At 48.7% G+C, this 16128-nt stretch carries 25 protein-coding genes and 1 pseudogene; 4 read left to right on the top strand and 22 right to left on the bottom strand.

Annotation, left to right across the window (positions count from 1 at the left end; translation table 11 throughout):
- Window positions 1-294 precede the first annotated feature (294 nt).
- The 7 genes from O6D90_RS25305 to O6D90_RS25275 form a co-directional block, all read right to left on the bottom strand.
- Complete coding sequence (locus tag O6D90_RS25305) at window positions 295-777, bottom strand: hypothetical protein (protein ID WP_270956677.1); 483 nt, start codon at window positions 775-777, stop codon at window positions 295-297.
- A gap of 205 nt (window positions 778-982) precedes the next feature.
- On the bottom strand, window positions 983-1264 hold the full coding sequence (locus O6D90_RS25300; protein ID WP_023180884.1) for a hypothetical protein: 282 nt from the start codon (window positions 1262-1264) through the stop codon (window positions 983-985).
- A 126-nt stretch (window positions 1265-1390) separates the two neighbouring features.
- The gene (locus O6D90_RS25295) at window positions 1391-1783 is read right to left on the bottom strand and encodes a hypothetical protein (RefSeq protein ID WP_000218787.1); all 393 of its coding nucleotides are present in this window, start codon (window positions 1781-1783) and stop codon (window positions 1391-1393) included.
- A 128-nt stretch (window positions 1784-1911) separates the two neighbouring features.
- The gene (locus tag O6D90_RS25290; protein ID WP_270956676.1) at window positions 1912-2223 is read right to left on the bottom strand and encodes a hypothetical protein; all 312 of its coding nucleotides are present in this window, start codon (window positions 2221-2223) and stop codon (window positions 1912-1914) included.
- Between the two features lie 76 nt (window positions 2224-2299).
- Window positions 2300-2614 (bottom strand): hypothetical protein, encoded by a 315-nt coding sequence (locus O6D90_RS25285; RefSeq protein WP_000559556.1) that lies wholly within the window; start codon window positions 2612-2614, stop codon window positions 2300-2302.
- 93 nt (window positions 2615-2707) lie between these two features.
- The gene (locus O6D90_RS25280; protein WP_162269381.1) at window positions 2708-2923 is read right to left on the bottom strand and encodes a hypothetical protein; all 216 of its coding nucleotides are present in this window, start codon (window positions 2921-2923) and stop codon (window positions 2708-2710) included.
- 13 nt (window positions 2924-2936) lie between these two features.
- Complete coding sequence (locus O6D90_RS25275; protein WP_270956675.1) at window positions 2937-3152, bottom strand: hypothetical protein; 216 nt, start codon at window positions 3150-3152, stop codon at window positions 2937-2939.
- On the opposite strand from O6D90_RS25275, the gene O6D90_RS26430 reads away from it, so the two are divergent.
- The gene (locus tag O6D90_RS26430) at window positions 3141-3308 is read left to right on the top strand and encodes a hypothetical protein (protein ID WP_395225526.1); all 168 of its coding nucleotides are present in this window, start codon (window positions 3141-3143) and stop codon (window positions 3306-3308) included. The two genes, O6D90_RS25275 and O6D90_RS26430, sit on opposite strands and share 12 nt — an antisense overlap.
- Entirely contained in the window at window positions 3298-3540 is a 243-nt protein-coding gene (locus O6D90_RS25270; RefSeq protein WP_270956674.1) for a hypothetical protein, read from the top strand. Before O6D90_RS26430 ends, O6D90_RS25270 begins: the two co-directional genes overlap by 11 nt.
- Before the next feature lie 1436 nt (window positions 3541-4976).
- Here the strand turns inward: O6D90_RS25270 and O6D90_RS25265 are convergent.
- The 6 genes from O6D90_RS25265 to O6D90_RS25240 form a co-directional block, all read right to left on the bottom strand.
- Window positions 4977-5495: a hypothetical protein gene (locus O6D90_RS25265; protein ID WP_060453919.1), complete on the bottom strand. Its 519-nt coding sequence runs from the start codon at window positions 5493-5495 to the stop codon at window positions 4977-4979.
- An 84-nt stretch (window positions 5496-5579) separates the two neighbouring features.
- Window positions 5580-6416, bottom strand: coding sequence for a GIY-YIG nuclease family protein (locus O6D90_RS25260; protein WP_060453918.1), 837 nt, complete (start codon window positions 6414-6416; stop codon window positions 5580-5582).
- Between the two features lie 85 nt (window positions 6417-6501).
- Window positions 6502-7059: a hypothetical protein gene (locus O6D90_RS25255; RefSeq protein WP_060453917.1), complete on the bottom strand. Its 558-nt coding sequence runs from the start codon at window positions 7057-7059 to the stop codon at window positions 6502-6504.
- Window positions 7060-7143: 84 nt separating this feature from the next.
- Window positions 7144-7464, bottom strand: coding sequence for a hypothetical protein (locus tag O6D90_RS25250; protein WP_065316653.1), 321 nt, complete (start codon window positions 7462-7464; stop codon window positions 7144-7146).
- Window positions 7461-7697 carry a DUF1380 domain-containing protein gene (locus tag O6D90_RS25245; protein WP_060453916.1) on the bottom strand — a complete coding sequence of 79 codons (237 nt, stop codon included), beginning with the start codon at window positions 7695-7697 and terminating at the stop codon, window positions 7461-7463. Before O6D90_RS25245 ends, O6D90_RS25250 begins: the two co-directional genes overlap by 4 nt.
- Before the next feature lie 85 nt (window positions 7698-7782).
- Complete coding sequence (locus O6D90_RS25240) at window positions 7783-8049, bottom strand: hypothetical protein (protein WP_060453915.1); 267 nt, start codon at window positions 8047-8049, stop codon at window positions 7783-7785.
- Between the two features lie 187 nt (window positions 8050-8236).
- Here O6D90_RS25240 and ydfZ point away from each other — a divergent pair, with 187 nt between their 5' ends.
- Window positions 8237-8440: a putative selenium delivery protein YdfZ gene (ydfZ, locus tag O6D90_RS25235; protein WP_060453914.1), complete on the top strand. Its 204-nt coding sequence runs from the start codon at window positions 8237-8239 to the stop codon at window positions 8438-8440.
- A gap of 51 nt (window positions 8441-8491) precedes the next feature.
- On the opposite strand, the gene O6D90_RS25230 is transcribed toward ydfZ, so the two are convergent.
- The 7 genes from O6D90_RS25230 to O6D90_RS25200 all read right to left on the bottom strand — a co-directional run bounded on the left by O6D90_RS25230 (window position 8492) and on the right by O6D90_RS25200 (window position 13101).
- Window positions 8492-8863, bottom strand: a complete 372-nt coding sequence (locus O6D90_RS25230) for a hypothetical protein (RefSeq protein ID WP_060453913.1) — start codon at window positions 8861-8863, stop codon at window positions 8492-8494.
- Window positions 8864-8865: 2 nt separating this feature from the next.
- Window positions 8866-9147 carry a hypothetical protein gene (locus O6D90_RS25225; protein ID WP_060453912.1) on the bottom strand — a complete coding sequence of 94 codons (282 nt, stop codon included), beginning with the start codon at window positions 9145-9147 and terminating at the stop codon, window positions 8866-8868.
- Window positions 9144-9833, bottom strand: coding sequence for a hypothetical protein (locus O6D90_RS25220; protein ID WP_270956672.1), 690 nt, complete (start codon window positions 9831-9833; stop codon window positions 9144-9146). The genes O6D90_RS25225 and O6D90_RS25220 overlap by 4 nt, the downstream gene beginning before the upstream one ends.
- A 58-nt stretch (window positions 9834-9891) precedes the next feature.
- Complete coding sequence (locus O6D90_RS25215) at window positions 9892-11577, bottom strand: DUF4942 domain-containing protein (RefSeq protein WP_060455570.1); 1686 nt, start codon at window positions 11575-11577, stop codon at window positions 9892-9894.
- 141 nt (window positions 11578-11718) lie between these two features.
- A complete protein-coding gene (locus O6D90_RS25210) occupies window positions 11719-12291 on the bottom strand; it encodes a hypothetical protein (RefSeq protein ID WP_270956671.1) in 573 nt (190 codons plus the stop codon).
- 117 nt (window positions 12292-12408) lie between these two features.
- Window positions 12409-12597 carry a hypothetical protein gene (locus tag O6D90_RS25205; protein WP_047055012.1) on the bottom strand — a complete coding sequence of 63 codons (189 nt, stop codon included), beginning with the start codon at window positions 12595-12597 and terminating at the stop codon, window positions 12409-12411.
- Between the two features lie 9 nt (window positions 12598-12606).
- Complete coding sequence (locus O6D90_RS25200; RefSeq protein ID WP_047055014.1) at window positions 12607-13101, bottom strand: hypothetical protein; 495 nt, start codon at window positions 13099-13101, stop codon at window positions 12607-12609.
- Between the two features lie 394 nt (window positions 13102-13495).
- Between O6D90_RS25200 and O6D90_RS25195 the strand changes: the two genes are divergently transcribed.
- Window positions 13496-14098, top strand: a complete 603-nt coding sequence (locus tag O6D90_RS25195; protein WP_052768126.1) for a hypothetical protein — start codon at window positions 13496-13498, stop codon at window positions 14096-14098.
- 333 nt (window positions 14099-14431) lie between these two features.
- Here the strand turns inward: O6D90_RS25195 and O6D90_RS26270 are convergent.
- Both O6D90_RS26270 and O6D90_RS25185 read right to left on the bottom strand, forming a co-directional pair.
- Window positions 14432-14575 (bottom strand): annotated as a pseudogene (locus O6D90_RS26270) (morphinone reductase); the annotation flags it as partial.
- Window positions 14576-14850: 275 nt separating this feature from the next.
- Window positions 14851-16128, bottom strand: a complete 1278-nt coding sequence (locus O6D90_RS25185) for a DUF2254 domain-containing protein (protein ID WP_003036928.1) — start codon at window positions 16126-16128, stop codon at window positions 14851-14853.

Here is a 16128-nt window from a genome sequence, read left to right as displayed (position 1 = left end):
TGTACGCGCTTCCTGTGGTTTACCCACGGATTCACATAATCACATAGAGAAAGCTATCTGGATGGCTCAGGGGCAGAAACCCCACCAGCGCTACCCCAGCGCCCCTGCGATATTTTCTGGCAGGATTCTGGGCCTCTCCCGCTCAGTTTTCTACATAAAGGCAAACCCCGCCGTTTCCCGAAAATTCTCTGGCCGTTTCCCTACGGTTCCCCGGACAGCTCTCTGGCCGTTTCTGAATTTCCCTGCGGCAGCTGGTGGACGAAAAGAAAAGGGGCGTTTCCAGCCCCTCCCCTCTTACTTGCCAGTCAGGATGTGAATGCGATTCTTTCCGTACACCTCTTTCACGTAGTCCCCACATGAGACACTCCACGAGTCGATTCCCGCTTCGTAGGTGACGTTTTTGCACTTGATGGCATTGTTGGCGATACGCATCCCCTCCCCCACTGCTTCCTGTTCGCTGAAGTCGAACCCGGATTCTGTTTTAACCCATAGCGCGATCTGCGTGGCGAACTCGATGAGTTTTGACTGGCAGAAGCGACCGCTGCGTACCGGGAAGATGAATACGCCAAATCCGGAGGTGGAGACATACGCTTTCTCAAATACGCGCTTATGGCGACGGTTGCAGATAATGTCATTGGTGATCTGCTGTTTCCCTTTCCCGGACAGCTCGATGGTTACATTGTCACGCCAGGCGCCCAGCACGCTTTTCTCGTTATCAGAGAACGTCACAGAAATATGGCCATGCGCAGGGGTGTTAACAGTAGCGATAAAGTTCATGGTGATAATCCTTTAAACAACTTGTTTTCTTGTTGGTTTAATTATCGCTACGCGCATAAGGCGTCCAAGCGTTCTGTTCCGGCTGCTGGTGGCCGGCAGGGAGTCGGAGGGTTGTTCGGTAGCCTGGCGGTAAGAGGTGGGTATTTTTAGCCTGCGGGAAACAGGATGGTCATTTAAGGCCACCAGCATGGGTGGCCTCGTTCTCTTAGTGGAGCAAACCGACGTCGATGGTATCGCCGGAGCCATCCACGCGGATCATCAGCATGGCGAAGGCATTTAATGGGTAGCCTGCGTGCCAATCCGGGAAGCGGTCATCGCGCATGAAGTCGGCAATGTCATAAACGCTGTCCTCAAAGCGGAAGAAGCGGGCATCACATTGTTCGTCCTGTTCAACGTGATCCATTTCCTGCTGTTCTTCCGGCGACAGGTCGAGCCAGGATTCCAGCCATACGTTTTCAGCTTTAGGGGAGATAGTGAAATCGGTCATGTGCATATCCTCCATGCGTAAACATCTTGTTTTCTTGTTGGTGTAATTATCGCAATGTGGATAAGGCATAAAACATTTTGTTATCAGGGATAAGAAAATGGCGCGGGATACGCGCCATTGCAGTAATTAAGCGAATACGCTTTCCGGGATGTGGTTTTCCAGGGGAATGTTAGATGCGATACGCAGACCGTATTGCCCAAGCCAGGTAGAATTCATGTTGAGACCTGAATCGAACACCTCCTCGGCCTGTACCATCATTTTTTCAAACATTTCTTTATTCCCTTCGCGGAAATAGGCAGCCAGTTTTAGCAAGACTGGATCTGACGCATTACTGACGCTCTGGTAGCCTACCGAGTAAACTGCTGTGTCCCCTTCGCCGGTGCGAATTAAGGTGCTGGTGTGTACATCACCTCCGATAGTCTCGCGCAGAACGACGGTTAATTTCGCGACTTTCTCGCCGGAGGCTTTCTCGGAAGCATAATGCAAATCCATCACAAGACTCTCACGTGATACTGTCATTTTTATCTCCCTATAGTTGGTGGTTTTTATATTATTAAAATAGGTAGGTGCTTACAATACAAGCAAGCAAAAAAGCCCCGAAGGATGGACGGGGCTGTCGTAGGGTCGACTAATCGCTTTTGCACATGTCAGGCTGTCGCCAGGAAAGAGGCACGCTGGATTTCTTGCTGGGCGACTTTGTTCGCCTCCAGTAGCGCCTGTTCCAGCTCTCCTTCCGGCCAGATAATCTGTTTTGCCATCCACCCTTTCCCACTCTGGCGACGCACACTCATCACGTAACGCGCGCGGGAGCCATTGTCGAACGAGGCAATTGTCTCTTTAAACAGGCGAATGGCAGTACCGTTGGCGATGATATCGAGCAAAGTCAGTTGGCTCAGAACTGCTGGCTTCTCTTTACGTGGCTGTCCCGCGCTCAGTTTGGTAATCATCGCGTTTCTCATAACTATCTCCGTAAACAACTTGTTTTCTTATTGGTGTAAATAATACAGAGCTGAAAACGGGATAGAACCAATCTATTCAGGGTGTACTCCATGAATAGGTGACTTCACTATCATTGGCGATACATGGAAATGGCACTTCAAAAACCCAGCCTTCTTCATCCAACTTTTTGTACATAAGGAGATCTTGCTTCATCAGGTATTCATTAAAGTGATAGTTGTCTCCGTCAGTCCCTTTCTTGTGCCAGACAATTTCGTCTCCCTTCAACTGAACAAGCGCAACGATATCTTCCTCAACCTCCGGCGCTGGCTGGCGGTCTTCCATATCGCGAATGACGAAACAGATTAAGAAACAGTCCCCGGTGTCAGGGTTGCTGGTGGTGTAGTAGTGCATTTGATTCTCCAGTTTTTAGTTTGGCCTCCAGTCTATTCGTTGTCGCATTTGGACAGGTCAAGTTTTTTAGCCACCGTCCTGGTGGCCTCACTCTTAATCTTCGTCGTCCGGGAACTCTATGTGTACCGCGTCCACCAGCTCCCGCTTTTCATCTTCACTCAGCAGGTGCCAGATATCCTTCCCTTTGGGTGATTCCCCTTCAGCCGGGACGAAAGACCACAACTTGCGGTACAACTCCGGTCCCACAGCATCCAGACACTCAGCCAGGGAATCCACGCTCCACACCTCAACCATCACAGGCATCTTAATCATCTCTTCACCCTCACTTCGTTTCTGACGTTGTGCAGTTCCACGCGACGGACATTGGGTTGTTCTCTAGATGGAAATCAAAAGTCCCTTCTCTGTATCCTTCAGAGATGAGCGTCGCCACGCGACCAGCAACATCCTGAGAGCGGATAACGTCATCGAGGGAGATCTCACATTCGGAGGACTCTTCCTCGCCACAGAGGGTGATGCTGATATTCAGATGCTTGTACATCTGTTTCTCCTTTGTCTAAACACGTTGTTTTCTTGTTGGTGTTATTATCGCAATAAGAAAACGGGGAAAAAGAATTCCTTAAAGGCTGATGTGCTTGTGCCGATTTATTGCTATGTATGTATCTGGCTAACTCAGAGGGAATGTGATGAGCACTAAAGACTACACAGACGGGTACTTCAGCATCGACGCCGAGAGAGGCGAGTTGCTTCATGGCGGCATCACTGTCGGACGCGTCATTTTGGTTAACGGTCAGATTTACACAGAGCTGGACGATACCAGTTCAAACGCACCTGTCGTCTCCGGCCCCTTCGGGACAAGAGAAGAGGCGCTCGATGATTTGTGGGACAACAGGGACGATGCGAATCAGGGCTGTGAGATTTTCGAATAAACGTCCTCGGCGATTTCACCACCAAAACCCGTAACCCTTTACACTAGATCTGGCTTCCCGACATGAGCGTGCGAAGCTGATCTGGTCTCAACGCTCAACTGCGGGGTTCACCAATTCCCGCACTCTTCAGGTGAATGAGGAAAAGGCATACTCCCGCAGTCGTCCCTCGCTCTGTACCGGGATGTACCCGTTTCCCGACCGGCAGCCAGCCTTTTCCCGGTTCGTATAGCGGGATTCCCACCGTTTCCCTGAAAACCTCCAGCCGTTTCCCTGCGGCGACGCTCCCGTTTCTGAAAAGGGACATAGCCTTTTCCCTGGATGGCCCGAAGGCTGACCGAAGGGGTGGAGAGAGACATTACGGGGGATGAAAGCTATGGCTTGAATTTCTACGGAGAAAGTAGCGATACCCCTCTTCCCCTTCCCACTTATACCTCCAGTTAAATCTCTACGTATTTTCTCTCCTATGAACGTGCAAACCTTCCCCCTGATAACGCTCTATACGGCGAGTATTCCTTTGGGTGAAATGGGGTGGTTATTCTCTCTACCGGCGTATGTGTTTTCGTTGTTCTTGAGGTGGTTCTTTTCTGTGTTTTCTTCTGGGGTGTTCTCGTTGTTTTGGGGAGTGTTCTTCTCTGTGTATGGAGTAATGGCAGGTGCGCTTTTCTCTTCGTTTACGTGAAATGGTGGAAGTGTGGGTAATGGCAGTAGGGCGCTTTAGTTGTTCTCCGCATGTGAAGTAATGGCGTTCCCTGCTATTCAGGAATTTGCGCTCTCTTTCGGGGTAATGGTGGGTAAACGAGATTATGACGGTTCCTGTTCTGGTCTGGGTTTGTCCGGGGTTTCGTTCTGGCTGTTCTTCTCCGTATATTGGGTAATGGCGTGTAGGGGTTTGCGTGCGCGAGCTGCGTTCTCGGTTGCCTGGGAAAATTAGGTGGGTGGTCTGTAGCCTGGGGCAAAGAGGTGGGTTTTTCGGTAGCCTGACAGGAAGAGGTGGGTCTTTCCTGGATTGTGGCTAATGGCGTCTCTGGGTTTCCTGTGGGTGTGGTTAAGTTGTTTTCTTATGCCTGAAAACAACTTGTTTAGATACCCAATATAACGCAACGGGAGCGCTTCTGAGTGTGTCTGTTTTTGGGTGGTATCACGAGTCGTTTTTGACGCTTTGGTCGCGGGGAGATGGATTCTGGCACACAGGATTTTGGGTATAAGAGATGGCGTGCGAAAACATCAACTTTTTAGACCAAATCAGGGGAAAGCGTTGACTTTTCGTTGATGTGTTATTTATTTGTTTTTTTATGGGTGTAATTGGCTTAAATGCCTTGTCACGCCTGGGCTGGGATAGGTTGGAGGGGTGGGGAAAGTGGCGATCAACGGACTCTTATAGAAATCCTCAATTTGTGACCGCCAATGTCAATGGATTGATATCCCTGGCTAAATGTCTAATAGACATCCCCATTGAAGTGTTTTTGGGTGGCAAATTTTTGCTGGGTCCAGTCAGGGCGTTCATTCTGGTTTTGACAGTCATACAAACGAACCGATGAGCGCTGCTGATAATCAGCGCCACTTTGAGGGGTCGCATCGACAAAGGTGTAATCAGAAACACGTCCTCGAACGAGATTATGTCGCCCCAAGTGAATCAACGACCAGTTATGGAATTGCTCACGGCTTTCAACCTGACCAAATGGAGAGAATCCCCACGCGTTAAAGAAAGCCTGCAGGTACTCATCGGATTTAGAAGTCGGGATTATTGCAAACAGAATCTGTTCACCTACCCCCTCCAGATATGCTTCTCTGGAAAGTTCGGTGATACTGCTGCCTGAGATAAGCTCACCTTTGCAGACCAACTTCGTATCACGGTGTGCTGGCGATACAGTGCGCGTCAAATCTTCATGACTTTCGGCAGCAACGTTCGAAAACGATAAAACCAGAGCAGTGGCGCAAACCAAGCGATAACCCATCAACTCTCCTTATGTTTTTTATCTGTGTTATTTGTTTGTTTTCTTATATATTTAATTACCAGTACCATCTTGCTGTGCTGAGATTTAGTTCCTGTTGTGCCCTATAGAGCGTGAAAGCAGGATACGTTTCCAGTGGCTTTCGCGCCGGTTGATTTCATGTTTGTCGCTGTTAATATCCATGATCTCCAGAATGGAGAACGTAACCTTTTTAAGCCTGTCCTCGTCGCAGGTACCGAACGCTTCAATCAGTCCGGCGTTGCCACCGTGCCCGGTCGTAAAATAGGTTTTCCACCGTCCCCATATGCCATCTTTGCCATTAGCCTGGCCGACATAAAGTTTCTCTCCATCGACGTCAGTCAGCAGATAGATACCTTTGACAATCTTCAGTGCCGTTCTCCACGACTTTAATTCCTGCTGGATGATGGTGCCCAGACTGACTCTGTCCAGTACCACATTTTTGTAGCCGGGAAACTCGCCAAAAGAAAGACACGTGGGGGCAATTTCGACGATGGGCATCTTCCCGGCCAGCGTCTCACCATTCAAAATATGGGTTCGATGGCGAACGGCGTGGATATACATACGCCCACGATACTCGGCCAGTTCAGGAACAAGGAATAGTTGATAGAGATGGTAATTTTCATTCCGACCGGGGACAGTAATCATTGCTTCCGAAGCACATCCCTCGTTGAGATAGGTGCCAGCGTAGAGCCACCGGTGCTTTTCTTCAGTCTGAATGAGAGAGATAACATAGGTGCGATTGAAGTCTTTGTACTTCTGCAGGCATTGCCAGTCGTCGAAGGTCTCGTTCAGAAACTCCTTTATTGGGTTTTCTTTGTACTCGTTGGTGCTGGCTAAATGAATTTTGCAGTTTTTTGGGGTCAGTTGAGGAAATAGCAATTGAAGATACTGAAACAGTTCCATAGAAGAATAGTGTCCCTGGTTAGATCGGCTCTATCTTCCGGTATCTCATGTGAAGAGCCGATCTGTCCATCATCAGTCAGTGTGTCTAGTTGTTCAGATAGTATTCTGGGACTCTAACGTAGAAATTCTCGTCACCAGTCATTTCGATAGTGATGTTAATGTCATTACCGTTATCCAGTGTAGCCGTTGCTTTGTAGAACTTGTCCGTCACTTTGTCCTGAATTGTTACCTTCATGCATTTAGATGCTTCTGAACCGTTATTTTCTTTCAGAATAGTGGTAACTATAGGGCAAGCAGCTTCTTCAAGCGCTGAATCTGTGTTGAAGCTATACACGAAAAATGATGCAGCAAAGGCAACAATCCATACGATAAACAGCAGTCGGTTACTTCCAAGAACCGTCGCTCGTTTCCAGAGGTACACAGGGGGGATAAAGAACCCCCATAAGAATGATGGTGGCTCATAGCCTGCCTCAGTCAAATTCATGCGATCTGCGACCAGCAATCCAATCCCAACGACAAACGAAATTACCATAACGTAATTGTCGTATTCTTCAGGAGGAAAGCTGACAACAAACGGCAGTATTGCTATAAGCCATGCGTAGAGGTTTTTAACTGATTTTTTTTCTAGATTATCGATTTCCATTACATCCATTCCATTTTGAAATACAAGCGGGTATATGATATCAACTTTCTAGGTACTTATTCCCACCATTGCTAGTAGTTATATCTACCAATCCCATGCTGGCATCCCATCCACCAGCTCCGCATCACAGTCAAATTGTACCGAATCATACCCGGCATCCAGTATGGCCTGTATGTTGGAGATCGCCTCTTGGGAAATGCCGTAATCACGCAATTCTTCCTTCCAGTCATTCCCTCGCATTCCAGCACGAACAATCCAGCCGTACTGTGTACCGTGTAACCAATTCAACCCGCGATCAGTAAGTGGGTCGAAGCAGGCAATGGGTAGCCGTTCTGAATCCGCTGCCGTTACATGAGCGGTACTGATCACAGCCGTCTTATACGATTCGGTGAGTTTCAGCATCATGCCTTCTCCTTTGGAAACAGAGTGTCGGCCGTGTCAGAGATGACATCCCAATTCACGCCGACGCTGGCGTCATGGCACTCTTTGATTTTTCGCAAAACCTGAACGCACTGTTCGTCAGTCAGGTCTGGCCGCACTTCACCTACGTCTTCCTTGTGCCACATCACCATCAGCAGCGGCTCGTCTTCTGGGTAGTTCTCCAGCTTTTCGATAATCTCTTTTGCGGTTCCGAACATGATTAACTTCTTAAACAACTTGTTTTCTTATTGGTGTTATTATCTCAAATAACGAAAGGCAGAAAACAAGATGTTTAAGGGATGACTAGGTGAGTTTGAAGTCGTCTATGTCATCAACAAACTCCATATACCTGGCTTCGACACTCGACAATCTGATCAGATACGCAAGCCCGTAACTTAGTGAAGTGGGTTGCTCCAGCACAAATTCGAACCCATCCTCATGCGTTTTACCAAGCCAGAACCCCCCACCGTATTCTTTTTCACGTTGGAAGAAAACGAACTGTCCGGGTATTAGGTGCTTGAGTGCTTCGCCCCTATAGACGATCTCATATTTGGAATTCTTGCTGCCCATTGCCCACCTCGCAATACTGTATATATAAACAGTAGTATTTATTACGGTACTGGTCAACTTTACGGGTTAATTGAATAACAAGGTGGTGAAAACAATTTGTTTCGGCACTTGAGATTTTACAAATCGCACATACATGGAAAACGGCAATTTTTTAAACCTGATTTGGCCCATGTGAAAGGAGGAAACGATGAAGACCTATGATCGCAACCGTAACGCTATCACTACCGGCAGCCGAGTGATGGTGGCAACGAATGGTGCAACGGGAGTCATCAAGGAAATCTGCGGAGAAGGCAAATCAGAAGAACAACTACGCCGTTGTGACTGCGTGTCTATCGAAGGTGTGGAGGGTTTGTTCTGCCCAATGGATTTAGTTCGCCTTGGGTTCCATTAATTTCACCACTTATAAAACAAATTGTTTAAGGCCACAACTAGTAGCCTTCATTTACTCAGCGATAAGCGATCCAATCATCGCCTGTAGCTCTCGTTCTTTTTCTTTGGCTACGCGGAGTAATTCGGCATTTACATGACGTTGCAGCTTATCCATTACGCGGAACGACGGACGGCGCATGACGCTCTCGTCGATGGCTTTGGTATTCAAGCTAATAAGATGCCCGAAGTGGTTGAAGCCAGCCCCGACGAACACTTCATATAGCTGGGCATCGTGCTCAAACAGAGCGATCCCATTTCGCACCTCAAGCAGCGTTCCTTCATCAATAAGCGTATCCAGCGCCTTATCCCAGACCGGACAAAAGCGATAATTGAAACCTTCCAGTAATGCTGTAAAAAACAGCGAAACGGCACTACCCAACTTCATAGTTACTCTTCCTTACTCCTTACTCTGTTAGCCTGCACTTCCTTAGCCAGCTCGTAGGTAATTTTGCACGGCACAATCATCGCCCAGCCTTTTTCGTGGCTGTTAATCACCTGCTGAACATGGCCGTCTGTAATGGGCAGATCCGGCAACTGTTTAAAAACTTCCATCTGCTCATGGATATGCAAAAACCACCTTGCCAGCTCCATCTGCTCGCCACGGGTGAGGGGATTATCAAGCGGAGACTTAACAAAAGCGGAGACTCGCTCGACAAGCAGGTCATTCATGCCGCGCACCTCTCTGCTTTCTCCTGCAATTCGCGAACGTACTCGACCAAAGAGCCGCCTGGCGGGATCTGGCATTCTTCAACCAACTGGAAGTAGATGTCTGCGGCCGCGCGTGTGTTCGAGCCTTTGGTTAGCTGCTCTTCGCGCAGCGCATCACGTTCGTTAATCAAACGGACGCACTCGCCGTTACGCTGATCCACAACGGCCTCAAGTTCAGCGACGCGTTCGCTTGGCGTCTTACCTTCTTTGCGCTGGATGGTGACGGTAAACTCGCCCATTTCAGGAACGTTGTACCCCAGCTCCAGGTAGTTTCTGGCGCCGCCGCGGACGAACTCACCTGCGAACATGGTGGCGAACATCGCAGAGGCCATTTCTCCTTTGAAAAGCGACTCCAGATCTAACGGAGTGCCAGCAGCCAGAGCCTCTTTTGCTGTGTCCATTGCGTCCATGAACCGGTCAAACTCATTGGCGCGTTTCTCAAGGTCTCTCCACTGCTGGCTCCAACGGCGTGCCAGATGATCGATAAAAATCTGCGCCGATTCATCAAAGTTACCTTCGAACGTCACAAGCGCCTTGTCGATTTTGATGGTTCCGGCAGGCGTTCCTGCGTTCCCCTGTAGCACTAAATTAAATGGCAGCTTCGCCTGATCAACGCTGGCGAATGTAATTCTCGATTTTTCGCTCATGTGTTTACCTCTGATAAAGTGGCTCTATTCTTACATAAATTAGGTAAGTATTTACCTATCATTTTACGCGTTTGAAAACGTATACGCTGACAGTGATTCCGGTGTCTTCAAACTCGTCAGTAAACGACTTCCCTTTGGCATAAACGTAATTATCCAGCGTCATCCAGTTCAGAACTGGCGCATCACCCGGCAGTACTGCCACCAGTCGCCCGCCGACTTTAAGATGCTCCAGCGCGGCCAGCGTATGCTCTCTGTGACGGCCAAGAGAGTAGGGCGGGTTCATGACGATTTTGTCGAACTGATAGCCTGCGTTGTCCTCAGACCACTTCATGAAGTCGCAGCAGACCGTATTTGTGTACCCCTTGCCAAGCAGGATATCAGCGAAGAGAGGTGCGACTTCTATGCAGGTAACGTCTTCCGGATTGACGTCGATACAGGCCAGCAGGTCTCCGCGCCCGGCTTCAGGCTCCAGCAGCTTCTCACCTGGCTTTAGCTCGATGGCTCTGGCAACGTACTCCGCTATCAAACGCGGAGTAGGGTAGAACTGGTGTGATTTTGTATCCGGTCTTAATCCGGTGGCCACAATCGTATTGAGCGTATGGCCGATCTCATACGGGAACTGCCAGTGCTTTTTCTCCTGTACGCCGCCAATGAAGTTCAGTGTGCGCTCAAGCTCTTCCACCTGCGACTTCTGGAGGTTGGAATCAGAGAAGTACCAGACGCCTTTGTCTTTGCTGAATCGCCCGTCGCGCAGCGCGGCACGAACCGGCTCGGAGATCGTCTTCTGGATTAACCCGAACTCTTTTGGTGCCCGTGTTTTGGGTGCAGTCCGGCATGGCGCCGGGATTGCTGCAGGCATACTGTAAGCCAGCACCTCATTCAGCTTCCAGGCCACGTCAGGATGTATTTCAAAGTGAACGTTGCCATTCTTGAACATCTTCACGCGCATCAGGTTTCCGTCGACATTCATCCAGTCACCGGTCTGGCAGTCGTTTGCCCGGTACGCAGCTGATAGCATCTCAGTTGTGCGGTTGATGGTGATGAACTCTTTGTGCGCGAAGAAATGAAGCATGACGCGCAGGTCGTCGATGTAGTCCTCTTTCCGGTAGTTCACGCTGACGCTGTCCCGCCAGAACTCGGAAATGCAGTTGGCGATGATCAGACGCTCACTAAAGCCGTTCGTCTTATTGGTCTTGTGGGCAGGACTCAGCGCCTTAAACAAGCCATACACGCGCTCAGAGAGATATTTGTGCCTGTCATTCAGCAGATTGAGCATCGTGGGGATGACCGTTTCTGCTTTGAACTCCGGCACGCCAACGAACTCCTTAACCTTCATCTGGTAGCCGGTTCTGTCAGTCCTGATGGTTTCCTGCTTGCCCTCGATGAACTGCTCGCGCCACTCGTCGCGGCGGGAAGCTGGCATGATTAGCAGAACGTTTGTCATATCCGTGACCTTCTTCCAGTACTCGGCCCAGATATTCTGTTTCACCCATTCCAGGTCGACTTTGTCCAGCCAGGCTCTGTTAAAGCGTGTGCGCTCGTCATCCGGCCGGTGGTTGAGTCGCAGCAGGCGGTTAATCATGTTGTGGCGTTCGTCGCCATAAACGAAGTCGTGAACCTGATGCATGAATGCGATCTCTTTCTCGCACTCGGCCACAATTTCGTGGATGACGTTCATTTCCTGCCGGTAGTCGATATCAGTGTTTGGGGCGATAGCGTCAATGATGGAAAGGGCTGTATTCATGATTGCACCATTAAACAAATTGTTTTCTTGTTGGTGTTATTTTCCCAAAGTTGAAAAGGCGTAAAAGCAGCATTCACAGGCGTTGCAGCTGATTTAAGGCGTAAAAAAGGGGGCTTTCGCCCCCTGTCGGCAGGTGAGTAATTAGTGGTGTACATGCTGCGTTTTGTGCGGCTGTTTGTTCAGGTCGTGGCGATGGGTCAGCTCGCGCATCATGTCTTCAAGACGGCTCTTGGTGTCGTCAAGCTGGTCGGCCATTGCCCCCAGCAGCTGGCGAACGGCCATCGGATCGTCGCTGTTCAGCTCAGGCATTTTGAACCCAGCCTGGGAAGACATCAGTTTGAAGGCGGCCAGCAACATCGCCAGAGAAGACTTCAGCCCGGCGATTTCACGATCTTTGCTGGCGTTGGTTTCATCTGCCTTGACTGAATCCGGTGAGCACTTCGGCTTGCTTACCATTTCCAGAGTTGCCTGAAGTTTGTCGGCGCGTTCTTTCTCTTCCAGATACGCTTCGCCGAAATGACGCGCCAGCATCACAATTTCAATAGGATCATCAATCATGCTAGAGAACTTGAGAGCGCTGAAAAGGCGGTCGATAGGGGAGGCGTAGTCTTCGTGACCAACCACAAGACCCATGATCTCAACCAGTTCGGCCGCACCAACTTTTTTAATCACGCTTTCAACTTTGGCATTAGTTTTTTTGCATTTTTCGCACATGTGTTTTTTCCTTATGTTTTTAAACAAGTTGTTTTCTAGATGGCGTTATTATGGCGTGACTGAAAAGGTGGGCAAACGCTACGTAAAGGCGGACGCCCACGCTGAAGGTCTTCATTGTTAAAAAAATCCGAGAATGCTACCCACCGGAACAACGAAAATTCCCACGACACGCGCAAGTGTCATTCCGGCATCAAACTGAAGATCGCCACCGTTCACGAGTTTCACCAGATTCATGATCCAGCCACCAAGCAGAAAAATGGCGAAGCCAACAATCATCTCGATGACTTTCTGGAAGCTCCATTTCATGCAATAGCCTCAGTCACAGCAGAAGGAAGATCCGGAGTTGCAGGTCGAGCTGGAATCGTGTCCAGCAGCATCCCATCCAGAGAGACAGGGGGTCGTTCTGGCAGTGGTGTCGTCTGCAGGGTTGTAGTGGAAGTAGTTGTGTCCGGTATCAACAGACTCTGACCGGCTGGTACGGCTACCGCTGCCAGGGTTGCTAAAATTACTCCGTAGGCCATTGGCTTCAGTCGATTTCGTTGAAAATTTTCCATGAGAACTGTCCTTGTGTGCCTGGGATTCACGCAACACACGAGAGGCGACGGAATCACGCACCTTCTCCATGCCTACTGTCGCGCCCAGATTTGCTATGGCGGTAGCTTGCGCATCAATGCGCTTCTCCAGCTCAAACACTCGTTCTTCCAGTTCCGCAAGGCGTGCAGAAACACAACCGCTAAACAGCTCGGCCAGAACCAGGCGAATTGAACGGGGACGTTTATTGAAAGAAGTGAAAGGCGTTTGACGTGCCATTTGGATTCCATTCAGTGTCAGAAAGAGTTGCGGCTGGCCAAGCCAGCCGCCTTTTGGCGTTCCATCCTAGAACAGTACCTAACCGGTACTTCGTCATCCTGACGAACGGTAAGATACCTGATTTAAAATGATAGGTAAATACTTACCTATCATTTTGTGACAAAAATCCAATGTCACGCTTGTGAGGCATATCGGCTGCGGAGTAGGCGGCGATCAGAGCAGGCCGTTCAATAGATCTGCTTTGAGAGAGGATTGGACCAAGCCCTAGATAACGAGAGAGCACGGTGCTAATACCCAAGACGACAACAGACGAGTTCATGGCAACATTTTGGAAGGTATCTTCGTATCATGATGTGGTTAAATAGACACAATTTAACCCAATGGAATTTTAGCCATGCTAACCTTCTGGCACGAATATTCAGATCTCATCTCCGCATTTTTAGCGGCTCTTTTAGGTGGCTGTTTCACGATGAAAGGAGTGACAGCTCAGGTGAAACAGCAGGCAAAACAGCAGGCAACAGCGGCCAGAGAGAAGCGTATAACAACGCTATTGGGTGTCAGAGAGGAAATAGACTCACTGATTAAGTTGTATAAGGCCAGAATTGAAGAGGAAATCAAACAATACGACCGGAACTCACCGTTCGATAACATTTTCCCCATTACTCAAAACTACTTCACTTTCTATGAAGCTAACTCGGCATCTCTACCTGAAGTTCATAGAGAAACACTATCAAAAATTGTGGCTTTTTATACAAGCGCAAGAAGCCTAATTGATTCCTATCGCGGTAATAATGCCCTTATCGAAAGGCTGGACTCCACGCAGGTTGCCAGTGACATTACTGGCAACAAAGAGCATCTTGCACACCTGAAAAGATACACAATCCTAGCCACAGAGTACGGCCGCGGATTAATGATGATTCATGAAGAGGTCATGCTGCGCTATAAACAGGTTATAGAAGCCATCGATGGTGAAATCTCGCAGCTACAATGCAGTTAGTACTACAGCCTGTCCGCTTATGGCGCGTAGCGGACTAGCTCATTGGGCAGAAGGTCCGCTCTGAGCGAAAAGCGGACGCCCGCATAGCGTAAACAGGCGTCTGATATTTTGATATGGATTGATGACTTAACCCCTTCCCCGCTTCGTCAATGACTTTCTCGTCATTATCTTTGGTAAATGATCCTTTTGCCTTTCCGGTAGAATACTCAGCATTATTTCTGAAGAGCGGCAAAGACGAGTGCCTTGCCATGAGTTCACCATAATTTCATCTGCGCCCGTGCGGCGAACCAGATCCCTGAGCCCGTCACGGACGACCTCCGGTTTGCCCCATACGGATTCACGCAGCTGATAATATTTTGCGGTCAGTTCATCAGCGGTATCACTAGTCATTGCCCGTGAGCGGGTCATGGGGGCCATAACGACGCGGTTTACCAGGTCAGTATCACCGGTCTGAAACGGGGTAAATAATTTTTCCATTTTTATCTCCTTTGCTGGAGGAAATATGATGGTCTCAGCTACGGAATAAAAAAACAGTAGTCTGTTCCGAACTGAGTAGACATAATTTCTACATTTAGTGTTCTCCTGGTATTAAACCGAAATATTTGATTGTAGGCGATGTCTTACGTAGAGATAAAGCCTGCTGCAAAAGTGATGAAGACTCAGTATGTTCTCTTCTAATACAAAGCAGACGCCCATTCTCATGCAGACGCTTTGTTCTTGTCTCGCTAGCAACCAAATCGCTTGCTCCACAACTATGATTGCTTATTAGCGTTTTCATCAAAAAACAAATCAAAATAAATTGATTTTATGAATTCTCTATCGGAGTCTATATGGTCAGCGCGATTTGCATGCTCTAATGTTTCAATTGCCAGAGTGTGCGCGGCATCAGCAAACATCTCAGGCCAACCCGTACTCAGCATAGATAGCCCTTTGAGCACTCTTATCTGAATCTCTCTCATACTGGCACCATCGCGTGCGACAGGTGAGAAAAAGTCTTCCAGGAGATCGTTGTTCTGAAGTGGCGCAACGTGTACTGAAGGATAGGTCACTTCAATTTCATGAGACTTATTCTGCGCGTAAGCAGAAAGTATACGAACACCTCTGCCAATGACATCGATTGCGGTTCCAGGATCGTTCACTGCGGGTGAAAGGGCTCTGCAGGCTATTTCGGCCATGACGCTAAGACAAAATCGGGGATCCTGAGCAAATGAACGCACATCCGAGACAATGATCGTCTCAAGTAAATCGGCGCAGATTGATGACTCCTGGCCCTGACTCAGGTACAAAGCTGGCATGGACGGATGAATGAAACTGCCTGGTTGCGCCACAAGGTATACATGACGAGGATCATTGGCCAGCAGCTTGCTGAGTTTCTCCATATCAATATATTCAACATAGCCAATCTTCTTCGGATAAACTGCAACCGTTCCTTTCGGCTGTTCATAGCTCTCAAGCCATGGATATCCGCCGAGACAGGGATTTCTGGCTCTCGCAATAAATGTTTCGATGGCCGCCTGTTCTACTTTTGCTGTTGTCTCACCGACCCTCCCCAGAGAGGTCAAATGCTGTATCCAACGAAGCAATGTGATGAGGATGAGGGCAATGACAACGAGTGTGACAATGAATAAAATGACTCTTCCCCTTTCTCCGTAGGCTCCCATATTGAGGGCAATAATTCCTACCAGACTGAAGAGAAAGGAACCAATGAAGGTGGCCAGTACATTTTGTGTGGTTACGTCTTCCACAACTAAACGCGTTGCTCTGGGAGTAACATTAGTAGTGGCTGAACCGTAGGCTGTGACCATGATACTCAGCGAAAATGTGGTCACTGCCAGCATACTCGATGCCAGTATGTTCAGAATGTTATCAACTGCTTCCGCACCAACCTTCACTGAAACCGACTCAGGAATCATTGATTTAAAAAGAATAGATAAAAGAGCCGTTATTATCGCGACAATTGCGAATAACGTAGCTCTGAACCAGAGTTTCTTAAATGTTTGCTTCAGAATCCATTGCCAGCGTGAAATCAT

The organism is Citrobacter sp. 21OH12SH02A-Citro (genome assembly GCF_027919895.1).
GTDB lineage: Bacteria > Pseudomonadota > Gammaproteobacteria > Enterobacterales > Enterobacteriaceae > Citrobacter > Citrobacter braakii.
This window is presented reverse-complemented; position numbering and strand designations above follow the sequence as displayed.

Excerpts from the sequence above, each read along its gene's own strand:
- O6D90_RS25305 (WP_270956677.1), bottom strand. The coding sequence starts at position 777 with ATGAACTTTATCGCTACTGTTAACACCCCTGCGCATGGCCATATTTCT.
- O6D90_RS25300 (WP_023180884.1), bottom strand. The coding sequence starts at position 1,264 with ATGACCGATTTCACTATCTCCCCTAAAGCTGAAAACGTATGGCTGGAA.
- O6D90_RS25295 (WP_000218787.1), bottom strand. The coding sequence starts at position 1,783 with ATGACAGTATCACGTGAGAGTCTTGTGATGGATTTGCATTATGCTTCC.
- O6D90_RS25290 (WP_270956676.1), bottom strand. The coding sequence starts at position 2,223 with ATGAGAAACGCGATGATTACCAAACTGAGCGCGGGACAGCCACGTAAA.
- O6D90_RS25285 (WP_000559556.1), bottom strand. The coding sequence starts at position 2,614 with ATGCACTACTACACCACCAGCAACCCTGACACCGGGGACTGTTTCTTA.
- O6D90_RS26430 (WP_395225526.1), top strand. The coding sequence starts at position 3,141 with ATGCTTGTACATCTGTTTCTCCTTTGTCTAAACACGTTGTTTTCTTGT.
- O6D90_RS25275 (WP_270956675.1), bottom strand. The coding sequence starts at position 3,152 with ATGTACAAGCATCTGAATATCAGCATCACCCTCTGTGGCGAGGAAGAG.
- O6D90_RS25270 (WP_270956674.1), top strand. The coding sequence starts at position 3,298 with ATGAGCACTAAAGACTACACAGACGGGTACTTCAGCATCGACGCCGAG.
- O6D90_RS25265 (WP_060453919.1), bottom strand. The coding sequence starts at position 5,495 with ATGGGTTATCGCTTGGTTTGCGCCACTGCTCTGGTTTTATCGTTTTCG.
- O6D90_RS25260 (WP_060453918.1), bottom strand. The coding sequence starts at position 6,416 with ATGGAACTGTTTCAGTATCTTCAATTGCTATTTCCTCAACTGACCCCA.
- O6D90_RS25255 (WP_060453917.1), bottom strand. The coding sequence starts at position 7,059 with ATGGAAATCGATAATCTAGAAAAAAAATCAGTTAAAAACCTCTACGCA.
- O6D90_RS25250 (WP_065316653.1), bottom strand. The coding sequence starts at position 7,464 with ATGATGCTGAAACTCACCGAATCGTATAAGACGGCTGTGATCAGTACC.
- O6D90_RS25245 (WP_060453916.1), bottom strand. The coding sequence starts at position 7,697 with ATGTTCGGAACCGCAAAAGAGATTATCGAAAAGCTGGAGAACTACCCA.
- O6D90_RS25240 (WP_060453915.1), bottom strand. The coding sequence starts at position 8,049 with ATGGGCAGCAAGAATTCCAAATATGAGATCGTCTATAGGGGCGAAGCA.
- ydfZ (WP_060453914.1), top strand. The coding sequence starts at position 8,237 with ATGAAGACCTATGATCGCAACCGTAACGCTATCACTACCGGCAGCCGA.
- O6D90_RS25230 (WP_060453913.1), bottom strand. The coding sequence starts at position 8,863 with ATGAAGTTGGGTAGTGCCGTTTCGCTGTTTTTTACAGCATTACTGGAA.
- O6D90_RS25225 (WP_060453912.1), bottom strand. The coding sequence starts at position 9,147 with ATGAATGACCTGCTTGTCGAGCGAGTCTCCGCTTTTGTTAAGTCTCCG.
- O6D90_RS25220 (WP_270956672.1), bottom strand. The coding sequence starts at position 9,833 with ATGAGCGAAAAATCGAGAATTACATTCGCCAGCGTTGATCAGGCGAAG.
- O6D90_RS25215 (WP_060455570.1), bottom strand. The coding sequence starts at position 11,577 with ATGAATACAGCCCTTTCCATCATTGACGCTATCGCCCCAAACACTGAT.
- O6D90_RS25210 (WP_270956671.1), bottom strand. The coding sequence starts at position 12,291 with ATGTGCGAAAAATGCAAAAAAACTAATGCCAAAGTTGAAAGCGTGATT.
- O6D90_RS25205 (WP_047055012.1), bottom strand. The coding sequence starts at position 12,597 with ATGAAATGGAGCTTCCAGAAAGTCATCGAGATGATTGTTGGCTTCGCC.
- O6D90_RS25200 (WP_047055014.1), bottom strand. The coding sequence starts at position 13,101 with ATGGCACGTCAAACGCCTTTCACTTCTTTCAATAAACGTCCCCGTTCA.
- O6D90_RS25195 (WP_052768126.1), top strand. The coding sequence starts at position 13,496 with ATGCTAACCTTCTGGCACGAATATTCAGATCTCATCTCCGCATTTTTA.
- O6D90_RS25185 (WP_003036928.1), bottom strand. The coding sequence starts at position 16,128 with ATGATTTCACGCTGGCAATGGATTCTGAAGCAAACATTTAAGAAACTC.